Annotated in this window: 10 protein-coding genes and 1 pseudogene; 5 read left to right on the forward strand and 6 right to left on the reverse strand. The window is 39.9% G+C overall.

Annotation, left to right across the window (positions count from 1 at the left end; genetic code table 11):
- Positions 1–241 precede the first annotated feature (241 nt).
- The 3 genes and pseudogenes from AC0L3Y_RS01015 to hemE all read left to right on the forward strand — a co-directional run bounded on the left by AC0L3Y_RS01015 (position 242) and on the right by hemE (position 2,798).
- A complete protein-coding gene (locus tag AC0L3Y_RS01015) occupies positions 242–778 on the forward strand; it encodes an NUDIX hydrolase (protein WP_473467702.1) in 537 nt (178 codons plus the stop codon).
- Positions 765–1,543 (forward strand): annotated as a pseudogene (locus AC0L3Y_RS01020) (DUF2927 domain-containing protein). The gene AC0L3Y_RS01015 and the pseudogene AC0L3Y_RS01020 overlap by 14 nt, the downstream one beginning before the upstream one ends.
- A gap of 154 nt (positions 1,544–1,697) precedes the next feature.
- The gene (hemE, locus tag AC0L3Y_RS01025; RefSeq protein ID WP_473467705.1) at positions 1,698–2,798 is read left to right on the forward strand and encodes a uroporphyrinogen decarboxylase; all 1,101 of its coding nucleotides are present in this window, start codon (positions 1,698–1,700) and stop codon (positions 2,796–2,798) included.
- A 42-nt stretch (positions 2,799–2,840) separates the two neighbouring features.
- Here the strand turns inward: hemE and AC0L3Y_RS01030 are convergent, their stop codons facing one another.
- The gene (locus tag AC0L3Y_RS01030) at positions 2,841–3,242 is read right to left on the reverse strand and encodes a hypothetical protein (protein ID WP_473467707.1); all 402 of its coding nucleotides are present in this window, start codon (positions 3,240–3,242) and stop codon (positions 2,841–2,843) included.
- 145 nt (positions 3,243–3,387) lie between these two features.
- Between AC0L3Y_RS01030 and AC0L3Y_RS01035 the strand changes: the two genes are divergently transcribed.
- Complete coding sequence (locus AC0L3Y_RS01035) at positions 3,388–3,726, forward strand: P-II family nitrogen regulator (protein WP_473467709.1); 339 nt, start codon at positions 3,388–3,390, stop codon at positions 3,724–3,726.
- Between the two features lie 153 nt (positions 3,727–3,879).
- On the opposite strand, the gene AC0L3Y_RS01040 is transcribed toward AC0L3Y_RS01035, so the two are convergent.
- From AC0L3Y_RS01040 to AC0L3Y_RS01060, 5 genes are all read right to left on the reverse strand, one after another.
- Positions 3,880–4,503 (reverse strand): ABC transporter permease, encoded by a 624-nt coding sequence (locus tag AC0L3Y_RS01040; RefSeq protein WP_473467712.1) that lies wholly within the window; start codon positions 4,501–4,503, stop codon positions 3,880–3,882.
- 3 nt (positions 4,504–4,506) lie between these two features.
- Positions 4,507–5,196: an ABC transporter permease gene (locus tag AC0L3Y_RS01045; protein ID WP_473467714.1), complete on the reverse strand. Its 690-nt coding sequence runs from the start codon at positions 5,194–5,196 to the stop codon at positions 4,507–4,509.
- A 75-nt stretch (positions 5,197–5,271) separates the two neighbouring features.
- Positions 5,272–6,030, reverse strand: coding sequence for a transporter substrate-binding domain-containing protein (locus AC0L3Y_RS01050; RefSeq protein WP_473467717.1), 759 nt, complete (start codon positions 6,028–6,030; stop codon positions 5,272–5,274).
- 72 nt (positions 6,031–6,102) lie between these two features.
- Complete coding sequence (locus AC0L3Y_RS01055; RefSeq protein WP_473467719.1) at positions 6,103–6,870, reverse strand: ABC transporter ATP-binding protein; 768 nt, start codon at positions 6,868–6,870, stop codon at positions 6,103–6,105.
- A 212-nt stretch (positions 6,871–7,082) separates the two neighbouring features.
- The gene (locus AC0L3Y_RS01060; protein WP_473467721.1) at positions 7,083–8,102 is read right to left on the reverse strand and encodes a GlxA family transcriptional regulator; all 1,020 of its coding nucleotides are present in this window, start codon (positions 8,100–8,102) and stop codon (positions 7,083–7,085) included.
- 295 nt (positions 8,103–8,397) lie between these two features.
- On the opposite strand from AC0L3Y_RS01060, the gene AC0L3Y_RS01065 reads away from it, so the two are divergent.
- A complete protein-coding gene (locus tag AC0L3Y_RS01065; protein WP_473467724.1) occupies positions 8,398–13,215 on the forward strand; it encodes an NAD-glutamate dehydrogenase in 4,818 nt (1,605 codons plus the stop codon).
- Positions 13,216–13,227 lie beyond the last annotated feature (12 nt).

The following is a 13,227-nucleotide window of genomic DNA, read 5'->3' on the forward strand; positions in this document are numbered from 1 at the left end:
TAAGAAAAATCAAAACAAGTATCTATCATATCGTTTTTCGGAAAAATTTGATTCGCATTATTTCGACCCGTTTTTAAAACAAAAAATCAGGTCGCTTTCTCTATATTCTGGATTACATTCTTAAATTCAAATACTTTTGAATACTAATAATGAGGACAAAACAGGAGAAGCCTTTTCTTTAACGTAAAATGTCGATACCCTTTCCCCATTCCAATAGATCCTCTTTCCAATTGAGTACTTTATGCCCGTGAATGACGAAGTCATTATATTAGTCGACAAGCACAACAACGTAATTGGCGACGTTCCACGACGCTTAATGAACTTTGGCAGAGACTATCATCGAGTTACCTATATTTTAGTATTCAATTCCATGGGGAATTTAATCATCCAAAAACGCACTGATAATAAAGCATTTTGCCCAGGTTATTATGGCGTTACAACAGGTGGTGTAGTTGAAAAAGGTGAGTCCTATATTGACTCGGCCCATCGAGAACTGCAGGAAGAATTAGGGTTTGATGCGCCACTAGAAAGCCAAGGCATTTTTTTTACTGAAGGTGAAGGCTTTAGAATATGGGGAAAGATTTACACCTGCCATTATGATCCCGCACTGCAAGGCGAGCTGATCTTACAACCTAAAGAAGTTGCTTCCGTTCATGAAATGAGCATCGATAGTATCTTGAAAAATCCTCACGACCTCCCTTTCACTCCAGATTCTTTAGATGCTCTACGCCATTATTCAAACAATCTTACACAAGCAAAACCCAATGATCCGCTTTAGTTTTTGCCTGCTAATTTCTGTTATCACGACACAATGCATTGCAGAAGAGCGTTGGCAAAGTGATCAATACATTCAAGATAGCTTTATAAAAATTGCGTTAGAACGTGAATATAACGAAACAAAACACCCAAAACTCATTCGCTGGAACCGTCCTATCACGCTTTTTTTGAAAGTGAGAGTGGCGATGCTAACCTACAAAAAGAGTTACTCAGTGTCCATGCGAAACACCTTTCTTATATAACAGGCCTTTCTATTGAATTTACTGACGATCCAAAAAAAGCCAATATCTTCGCTATTTTTACTACCTATAAAAATATGGAAAAAAAAGTACAGCAATACATAGGAGATCCTGAAAAAATTCGCACTGCGTTAGATGAAGCTATTTGCTTAGGTACATTCAGTCGTAACTCCCGTTACGAGATAATAAAAGGGAGCATTATTATTCCAGTAGACTATGCTCGTGAAAAAGCACGTTTATTAGATTGTGTGGTTGAAGAAATCACACAGTTACTTGGATTACCTAACGACTCGAATGATGTCTTTCCATCTGTATTTAATGACATCAGTATTGATACCTATTTAAGCCCTCTAGATTACGTTTTACTTAAAGCGCTTTATTCTTCAACTTTAAAGCCTGGTATGGATGTAACACAAACCAAAGCCGCTTTTCCTAATGTCTTAAAAGAATTACACATTAACAAGAATATAGAGAACGCAGCACAACAAGTACAACAGCACAGCTTAAAGGTCTACCTAGGTGATTGATTCGTTTAATAAATAGCTATTAACAAACCCTGTTATAGATCAATATTATTAGCCTTTTCTATCCTCTTCTCATAAATTGTACTTATTCGCTCTGCTTTTCCCTGACAAGTTAGGTAAAATGCGCCAAATTGAAAATTTACACCGGAGAGTATTAATGTTTCCTGAACTCAAAAATGACCGTTTCTTGCGTGCATTGCTCAAACAGCCAGTCGATACAACCCCTGTATGGATGATGAGACAAGCTGGACGTTATTTACCAGAATATAGAGCAAGTCGTGCGACAGCAGGAGATTTTTTGAGCCTTTGCAAGAATGACGCTTTTGCTTGTGAAGTTACCTTACAGCCACTTAAACGTTACGATCTAGATGCCGCCATTCTATTTTCGGACATTCTTACTATTCCTGATGCGATGGGTTTAGGTTTATATTTTGAAACAGGCGAAGGCCCTAAGTTCAAACACATGATTCGCAGCAAAGCCGACGTTGAAGCATTACCTATTACTACTGCGAACGACCTCGATTATGTGATGAAAGCTGTTACGACAATTCGTCATGCATTAAATGGAGATGTCCCTCTTATTGGTTTCTCTGGTAGTCCTTGGACTCTTGCCACTTACATGGTCGAAGGTGGCTCTAGTAAAGATTTCCGCCATATCAAAGCGATGATGTATCAGTCTCCAGAAACTTTACATGCATTACTCAGTAAATTAGCTAAATCTGTTATCACCTACTTGAATGGTCAAATCTTGGCTGGCGCTCAAGCACTGCAAATTTTCGATACCTGGGGCGGTATATTAAGCGGCCCTATGTATCAGCAGTTCTCTTTACTTTATATGAAAGAAATCATGGATGGTCTAATTACTGAACACGAAGGACAGAAAATTCCCGTTATTGTGTTCACAAAAAATGGCGGTCAGTGGCTAGAAAACATGGCAGCAATAGGTGCTGATGCACTAGGCTTAGATTGGACGACAGACATTGCTGAAGCCCGTGCTCGTGTTGGAAATAAAGTCGCACTTCAAGGTAACATTGACCCTTGCGTCTTATATGCCAAAAAAGACGTAATAGAACGTGAAGTTGAAAACGTTTTATCTGGATACGGTCATGGTAGTGGACACGTTTTTAATCTTGGTCATGGAATCCATCAGTATGTGAACCCTGATCGACCAAAATATTTAATTGATGCTGTTCACAAACTAGGCGAAAAATACCACGACCCTAAGTTTGATGATCTGGATTCGTTAAATGGCCTATAAATCATTTTACGTTTTTCGTAATTAAAAAGATAAATTAGTTATCTACTTGAAATGGGAGCTTACGGGCTCCCATTTAGTTTTTGTCAAAAATTCAAATTCCTGAAAACAAAGCTGCTCCACACTTTCACCCTCCTTAAAACAACCTTCATTAGACTCCACAACAACACAATGGAAGGCTTTGTTAATATAACAACAGATGTGATCATCACCGCGTTGGTCCAACCAAGACAATCGCCCAAGTAAGTCCCCATTTCTAAAAGGAATAACCACTAACCTAAGTCGTAAACTCATATCGATACCATCAATGCGATAACACATCAAACACTGGGGAGCTGACACTTTTATCGCTTTCGCTCCTATACGATTTTCTAATGAACTTGCCAAATTATCGACAAAAGATTCCAAGCCAACTAGAAAACGCGCATTTGGCTTAATTTTGCTCATATATCCCCCTAAACCTACTTGCTATATTGCATGATTGTTTTTTTTATTTGCATTAAATGTAGATCATTATCGTCAGGCTTGTAGCGACTTTACTAAGAGAATGGTATTTTTAGGTATAACAAGTGTTATTCCTAGGAGAAAACAAATGAAATTAATTACGGCCATTATTAAACCTTTCAAATTAGATGAAGTCCGCGAGGCACTTTCTGATATGGGGATTAATGGTATTACTGTTACTGAAGTAAAAGGTTTTGGTCGTCAACGAGGCCATACAGAGCTTTATCGCGGTGCTGAGTATGTGGTTGATTTTCTACCTAAGGTAAAACTTGAGCTTGCCGTAGAAACCGACCAAGTAGAGCGTGCTATTGAAGCAATACAGCACAGCGCAAACACAGGGAAGATTGGTGACGGTAAAATCTTTGTTACCGCTCTTGAGCAAATCATTCGTATTCGAACTGGTGAAACAGGTGCTGAAGCTATCTAATTAATTAGCGCTTTATTAAGATAAAAAAAGAGGCCTAAGCCTCTTTTTTTGTTTCACAAACTAATCACTAACCCTTATCAGGCACCTTAATAGACAAGGTCCCCAAATAACGATTCTGACGAAGTTCTATTTGTCGGAATAAAGCAATAACCACTATACTAATTGCCAAATAAATCCCCCCGCCGCTAGAAAAATTTCAATCGGCGTATAGGTTCGAGCAATAATAGTTCTCGCCATTCCAGTTAGATCTAAAATGGTAATCGTACTTGCAAGCGCGCTCCCCTTCAGCATTAAGATAATTTCATTACCATAAGCGGGTAACACAATACCAAAAGCGCGAGGCAACAAGACACGACGATACATCTGAGCCTTTGACATGCCCACAACCTTACATGCTTCAACTTCCCCTTCAGGAATAGCTTGAATCGCACCACGGAAGATCTCAGCAGTATAAGCCGATGTATTTAGCGTAAAAGCAATAATGGCACACCAAAAAGGTTCTTTCAGTATTGGCCACAATACACTTTCTCGTACAGCATCAAATTGCGAGGCCCCGTAATAGACTAAAAATATCTGAACGAGTAAAGGCGTACCCCGAAAGAAAAAGATATAAGCAAAAGGAACGGCTCTAATCCAAGCTATCGGTGAAATTCTTGCCAACGCAATAGGTAAAGCAAACACTCCACCTAATACAACAGACAAAACAACTAATTGAAGACTTACCCAAGCGCCATCTAACAAACGAGGAAAATATTCAACAACAACAGAAAAATCCATTCATTATCCCCTTGCTAAGCCGCGGCTTGCTCGTTTTTCCATATAAGAGACCAGCACCATAGAAACAATGGTTAAAGCCAAATACATAAAAGCAGCAACTAAATAGAACAAAAATGCTTCTTTCGTACTGCTAACTGCAATATTGGCTTTACGCATAATATCATCCAAGCCGACAACAGAAACTAACGCGGTATCTTTGAGTAAAACTAGAAATAAATTTCCAAGCCCTGGTAAAGCAATACGCCAAACTTGCGGTAAAATGATACGATAAAACTTACGTACAGGACCCATTCCTAAAGCTACAGCGGCTTCATGCTGCCCCTTAGGAATAGACTGCAGTGCACCACGGAAAACCTCCGTCGCATAAGCCCCAAAAGTTAAGCCCAACGCAGTCACACCTGCGGCAAAAGCACCAACTTCAATATATTCTTCATAACCAAACAAACTGGCAATCGCCATCAAAACACTGGTTGCGCCGAAATAAATAATAAGAACTGTTAAAAGCTCAGGAATACCACGAATTAACGTAGTGTAACCATGAGCAATCCATCGAATGGCAGCGATAGAAGACAACTTGGCAGACGCGCCTAGCAATCCCAACACCAATCCCACCAACAGAGAAGACAGCGCTAGCTCTAGGGTAACCACAGCACCTTGTAGAAGCTGATCACCGAATCCATGAAGATCAATCATAGTATTTTCTCAGAGTAAGCTGAAAAGAGGTTTCTCGGTGCATAAGCACCGAGAAACTTATAGATATATCTACACTTAGTAGATAGAGAACGGGAAGTAACGAGCATTGATTTTCTGATAAGTTCCATCAGCAATTATTTCATCAAGCGCTTTATTCAATTTTTCTTTTAACTTGGTGTCGCCCTTACGAACAGCGATACCAATTTCGTCATTTTTCATGAAAGAGTTACCTTTAAACTCAAACTTAGACGCGCCTTCTGCTGTTTTCAACCAGTTATAAGTTGGTAGTTCATCAGATAGAACAATGTCTAAACGACCAGAAAGAAGATCTAAATAAACGTTATCTTGGTTATCATAGAATTTTAGATCTGCTTTACCTGTGAAGTTATCTTCTAGGTACTGCGCACCCAATGTTGAACGCTGCGCACCAATGGTTTTTCCAGCTAAATCACTTAAATCAAATTTCTCACCAACACGCCCCATGAAACGTAAGCCACCGGAGTAGTATTTGTTAGTGAAATCAACGACTTTCAAGCGTTCTGCGGTGATAGACATAGATGCGATGATGGCATCGAATTTACGAACTTTCAAACCAGGAATAAGACCATCCCAATCCTGAGTTAGAATTTCGCAATCCGCTTCCATACGTGAACACAATGCACGAGCAATATCGACATCAAAGCCTTGTGGCATGCCAGCAGAGTCAATAAAGTTAAAAGGAGCCCAAGCACCTTCGGTTACAAAGCGAACTTTATCTGCTGCTTGCACAGAAATAGAAGAAACAGCAGCTGTCAGCAAAATAGCTGAGCCCAATACGATTTTCTTAAGTTTCATAAAAACACCTTTTTTGATTATTTAATTATTTATTATCTACGCTGATAGTTAGAGCTCCTTTCCCACTTTCGCTTAGAATGTACTTGATAAAAATTCCTTACAACGCTCAGATTTTGGCGAGCCAAAAACTTGATCTGGCGTGCCTTTCTCTTCAACAACACCTTTATGTAAAAAAACAACTTCACTGGAAACTTCACGGGCAAAGTTCATTTCATGAGTCACGATAAGCATAGTACGGCCTTCTTCTGCTAAATTCCGCATAACACCTAACACCTCACCAACCAGCTCAGGATCAAGTGCAGAAGTTGGTTCATCGAACAAAATAACTTGTGGATCCATTGCCAAAGTCCGAGCAATAGCAACACGTTGCTGTTGACCGCCTGATAGCTGATTTGGATACATATGCTTCTTCTCTGCAATGCCTACTTTATGTAGTAAATGCTCGGCGTATTCAAGAACTTCCTGCTTAGGACGCTTTAGCACATTAAGAGGGCCTTCCATCACATTTTGGAGAATGGTCATATGAGGCCATAAGTTAAAGCTTTGAAATACAAACCCAATTTGCTGACGCATTTGGGTAAGCTGTTTCATATTATTCGCAACAAGGTCTGATTCACCCTGTATTAAATCCAATTTATTACCATTAAAAAGAATGTCTCCCTGAGTTGGATTCTCAAGCAGATTAATACAGCGTAAGAAAGTACTTTTACCTGAACCACTAGAGCCAAGAATCGAAATGACATCCCCATCATAAGCTTTCATAGAAATACCTTTCAATACTTCAACATCACCAAATGTTTTATGAATATCAATGAGCTCTAACGCTGGGGTTTTCGACATATTTTTTTACCTTCTTTTATTATGAGAGACCGTCTCACTATTTAGAGTGCAATCTAATGCTTTGCTAAAAATAGTATAGAGGTATCTATGAGCCTATTATTTTTTACCACAACGTTTATCAAGGCTACCGTTCGTAAGATCGATTCAGCTCAAGCCATCTAAAGACAGAATACAAAAATCACGCCAAAAAATAATCTAGCAGATAGTTTAAATTATTTTTTCCAAAGTTGCCTTTTTTTCCTATCACTTTGTAATGGAACGGAAACTTTATTATGTATTTTATTTCGCTCTTCTCTAGGAGTGATACCAAAAAAACCTTTATAAGTCGTACTAAAATGGGGCGCAGAACCAAATCCGCACTCACTTCCAACATTCGTAATAGCCTTATCGGTTTGTATTAGCAATTGCTTCGCATGCTGCAACCTCAACTCTAAATAATAGCGTGAAGGCACAATATCCAAGTTACTTTTAAATAATCGCTCCAAATGTCGTCTAGAGACACCAACATGATAAGCGATGTCATCAGAAGACAAGGGCTCCTGAATATTAGCTTCCATTAATTGCACAGCTTCAACCAATTTTGGCTGACCAGTACCAATACGAGCCTGTAAAGGAATTCTTTGGGGGTCATCATGAGTACGAATACGCTCACAGACAAATTGCTCCGAAATACTACTCGCTAATGTCATACCATGCTGCTTACCAATCAAAAAAAGCATCATATCCATCGCTGCAGTACCACCACTGCATGTGTAGCGGTCTCGATCGACCTCAAACAAATGATTCGAAACAATCGTCTGAGGAAATTCATCTCGTAGATTAGCAATACTCCACCAATGAATAGTGGCTCGATATCCATCCAACAAGCCAGATTTGGCCAATAAATAACTACCTGTGCACAAACCACCTAAACCAACATGTTTTTTTGCCTGCTTCCTCAACCAATTTTCTAAAGTTTGATTTTCGTTTTTTGACACTGGAGATGCCCCACATACGAAAATAGCATCTAAATCAGTAGGAGCTTCATTAGTCAGATAGTCGGATACCGTTGTAAGCCCTGTATTAGAAAGAACTTCTCTCTCATCACTACTAATAGTGCAGAAGGAATAAAGCTCTTTTCCCGTCACCCAATTCGCCATATGCAATGTCTCTATGGCAGAAGAAAAACCTAACATGGAATAATTAGGTAAGAGCAAAAAGCCATATTTTTGGGGCTTTTTGCTCGCCTGCATGATTTCTCTTGATGCGAATTCACTCTTGTACAAAATATTATCCTGCGAACTATAGGCAAAAAAGAAGTTTATTTCGTTTAAAATGGATAACAAAGGTTTTTTTCACATGAGACAAGGTTTTTTTACTCTAATTAACCAAGCATGGAAACAATATGTCGCAATTAGATAAGTTAACAACTATCAAAGGCGTGTTTTTTTCATAATAATCTTATGCAGAGTTCATATTAAATACTTTCGAAAAATTACCTTTACGACTAGTTTTATTAAGAACACCATTCATGAGGTATGAGTTCTAATGACTGATTACAAGAAAAATGAATTAATTGAACGCGTTGAAGTAGAAATAAACGATAACTTTAGCGCTGAAGAAGCCAAAAATTTGGTACAACTTACTCACCTATACTTCCAAGATTCTCTTACGGAAGATTTAGCCAGTGAGTCGATAGAAAACTTATATGGCACCATTGTGTGCTTATGGGATTTCTTACAACAGCGTAAATCAAACCAGCCAAAAGTTCGTGTTTATAATCCAAACTTTGAAGAACATAGCTGGCAGTCAACTCATACTGTGATCGAAATTCTTACTGAAGACATGCCTTTCCTTGTGTCTTCTTTCAATATGGCTCTTGTTCGCCTTGGTCATACAATACACATGACGGCTCATCCAGTCGTTCCGGTTGAACGAGATAAAAGAGGCGAGCTACAAAGCATAAACCCAGCAGCCAAATCTCAAGAAGCCTTAATACGATTTGAAATAGATCGTTTATCTGACATTAACTTGTTAGACAAGATTAAAGAAGAGCTACTTAAAAGCTTAACTGACGTTAATAAAACTGTTGCTGATTGGCCAGCAATGAAAACAAAACTAAGTGAAATCATTAGCGAATCAGAACAGCTTGAGCACCTAAAAGCCAACGAAGAACACCAAGAAATCCTGGATTTTATACGCTGGATCGCCAACGATCATTTTACCTTTATTGGTTTCCGTGCTTACGACCTCGTTATTGAAGGCAGCGAGACACACCTCAAATTAGTCGAAGGTTCTGGATTAGGCACCTTCCGTGACATTAATGATAAGAAAGTAAAACGAGATATCGTTTTACATGACAACCTTGCTCAGTTGGCCGTCGACAGTAGTAACATTCTAATTTTGACAAAATCAACAGCAATCTCAACCGTTCATCGCCCTGTTCACCTTGATTACTTAGGCATTAAGCGCTTTGATAAGAAAGGCAAGGTTATCGGTGAATGGCGTTTCTTTGGCTTGTATTCATCTACGGCTTATATTGCTCGCCTGCAAGACATCCCTCTGTTACGTAAAAAGCTTAATGTCATTTTAGAACAGGCAAATGTAGATCCAAACAGCCACAAGGGCAAAAACCTAAAACACATATTAAACAGTTATCCTCGCGATGAAATGTTGCAAGCACCAGTGGAAGAGCTTTTCGGCACAATCGAAAGCATCCTTGCCATTCAGGAACGCCGCCAACTACGCGTGTTTCTACGTAAAGATATTTATGGCCGCTTCTTAAACGCATTAGTTTATGTGCCAAGAGATCGTTACAACACGGAATTACGCATGAAGATGGAAGACATCTTAATGACAGCGTGCAATGGAACCAGCTCTGAATTTAATGTGCAGTTCTCTCAGCTTGTGCTAGCCCGCGTTAACTTCACAATTCAAATTGCGGATCCAAAACAAAGTCCAACCATCGATGCAGAAGACATTCAGCGTAAGATGCAAGATGCGATGAGTTCATGGGAAGACAAATTACTAAATGCATTACATAAGAGTCATGGAGAAGAAAGCGGAAATCTTCTTTTCAATGATTATATGCCGTATTTACCAGCAGCGTATCAGGAAGATTTCTCACCTAATGCTGCGGTTATCGATATCGAACGATTAAGCTTACTTGCTGGTGAAGGAGATATTTCAACACACATTTATCGCCAAGTAGGTCAAGCAAAGAATAATTACTACTTTAAAGTATACGGTGCTGGCACCACGCTTATTTTGTCGGATGTATTACCAATCCTTGAATGTATGGGGTTAAGAGTATTAGAAGCTCGCCCATATGAATTTGATCAAAATGGTGATGGCAAAGCTAACACCTGGGTTGTTGAATTTGCGATCAGTGTTGATGACGATGTAAACCTTGAGAAGAACACTCAACGAGAAGCTTTCCAAGATGCTTTCAACCAAGTGTTCACTCGCCGAGTTGAAAATGATCGTTTCAATGCTTTGGTTTTAAACGCTTCATTAACTTGGCGTCAGATAACCATGTTGCGCGCATTAACAAAATACTTAATGCAGCTTCAAGTGCCTTTCTCTGGGCAGTACATGCAACAAACACTAGAGAAGAATGCCAATATCACGCGCCTGCTTGTACAACTGTTCGAACAACGTTTCGATCCTAGCCAAACAGCAAAGCGTGATGAAAAAGTACAAAAACTACTTGAAAAAATTGACCTAGAGCTGGACCAAGTTGCGAACTTAGACGAAGACCGCATCTTGAAGCACTACTTGTCTGTCATTCAAGCCATGTTGCGTACGAACTTTTATCAAGCGAGCGAAACAGGTGATATTAAAGATTATGTCTCCTTCAAATTGGATCCATCGCTTATTCCTGCAGTACCTTTACCACGACCAAAATTCGAGATCTTTGTCTACGCCCCTTGGGTAGAAGGCGTACACATGCGCGGTGGTAAAGTTGCCCGTGGTGGACTCCGTTGGTCTGATCGTATGGAAGATTTCCGTACCGAGGTGCTTGGTTTAGTTAAAGCTCAAATGGTAAAAAATGCCGTTATTGTTCCCTCAGGAGCAAAAGGCGGCTTCGTCGCGAAACAACTTAAAAAAAATGCGTCACGTGAAGAAGTCCAAGCTGAAGTTATTCATTGTTACACCACTTTTATCAGTGGCTTGCTAGATATTACTGACAACCTCATTCAAAACGAAGTTATTGCTCCAGAGTCCGTACTTCGCTATGACGAAGATGATCCATATTTAGTGGTCGCAGCGGATAAGGGAACAGCAACCTTCTCTGATTTGGCAAACAGTATTTCAGCAAAATACGGTTTCTGGTTAGGTGATGCTTTTGCTTCCGGCGGCTCAAATGGTTACGACCATAAGAAAATGGGCATCACTGCTCGTGGTGCATGGGAATCGGTTAAGCGTCAATTAAAAGAGATTGGCATTGATTGTCAGACTACTGATTTTACAGCTGTGGGTATTGGCGACATGGCTGGTGATGTATTTGGTAATGGTATGCTGCTATCAAAACACACCTGTTTAATTGCTGCATTTAACCATATGCATATCTTCATTGACCCAACACCTGACGCTGCAACATCATTTGCTGAGCGTGAGCGCATGTTTAAGCTACCTCGTTCATCTTGGGAAGATTACAACAAAGAATTGATTTCAAAAGGCGGTGGCATCTTCAACCGTTCTGCGAAATCCATTCCTATCAATACTGATATACGAAAAGCATTAGGCATTGAGGGCAATATTAAATCCATGGCGCCCATTGACCTGATCAATACCATTTTAAAAGCACCAGTCGACCTTCTTTGGAATGGCGGCATTGGCACCTATGTAAAATCTGAAAAAGAATCCCATGCAGATGCAGGTGATAACGCAAACAATGGCTTACGTGTAAACGGTAAAGAACTACGCTGTAAAATTGTTGGTGAAGGCGGTAACTTAGGTCTTACTCAATTGGGTCGTATTGAGTTCGCTCAAAAAGGCGGTTTAATCAGTACAGACGCGATCGACAACTCTGCAGGTGTAGACAGCTCAGATCATGAAGTCAACATCAAAATCTTGCTTAATAGCGTTGTTGAAAACGGTGACATGACCGAGAAACAACGTAATAGTTTGTTGGCTGAAATGACCGATGAAGTTGGTAGTTTGGTGCTACGCCATAACCTTGGTCAAAGCCATGTTTTATCTTTGGCTAATGCGCAAGCTCCTGAGCGCCTAGCAGATCACTGGCGCTTAATTCAATCACTTGTACGTGAGGGTCGCCTAAACCGTGAAATCGAATTTTTGCCTAGTGATGCGCAAATTAAACAACGTTTAAATAAAGGCCTTGGTTTAACTCGACCTGAAATATCCGTTTTGTTGGCATATTCGAAAATCAAATTATCTGAACAACTTGTTGCGGATGGCATAGGTGAAGATGCGGATTTGACACCTCAAATCAATGAATATTTTCCTACGCAATTAACCAAACATTTTGGCGACCAAATGTCATCGCACCCACTGATTCAAGAAATCATTGCTGGCCATGTGACGAACAATCTTGGTAACCGTATGGGGCCAACATTCACCACCTACATGCAAGAAGAAACCGGTGCGTCTTCTTTAAATGTAGTGCGTGCTTATATGGCTGCAGAAGAAATCTTTGGAATCCCAACACTTTGGGATGCGATTAACCAACTCGATTTCACTGTTTCTAACGCGGTGTTGAACGGATTATTAATACGTATCCAAGGACTCCTTGAACGTACAACACTTTGGCTTTTACGTAATACTCGTGAAAGTCTATCGATCCAACGCTTAAAAGATACCTACAAGCCTGGCGTCGATATTATCCGCGCCAATATGCAAGCTATTTTAACCGAACCGAGCCAAGCTCATTTGGCAGATATTGCCGCAGATCTGGTTGAGAAAAACATTCCAGTTGAAGTAGCCGAAAGGTTATCGTCTCTTCATTATCTATTTTATGGTCTGGACATTATCCGTGTTGCTACCAATACAGACACAGAAGTATTGGATGTTGCACAAACCTACTTTGCGCTTGAAATGGATCTAGAGCTGCATTGGCTACGCCATAAAGCCAGCGAGTTATCTGCTGACGATATGTGGCAAAGACGTGCGAAAGCAGGTTTAGGCGATGAAGTCGACAACAGCTTGCGTACGCTTACACAGGAAGTGATTCAATCCAGTGTTGATATTAAAAAACTGGAAGAGCGGCTAACCCATTGGCGTGAGTCTAACAGTGACAGTATTAATCATTACCGAACCACTTTTGGTGAAATAAAAGCGGAAAGTGAATTAACACTGGCAATGGTAACTGTCGCTATTCGTGAGTTGAGAAATCTGATATAAATCCAAAGGTGG

The sequence above is a fragment of the Marinomonas sp. GJ51-14 genome (assembly GCF_055808695.1).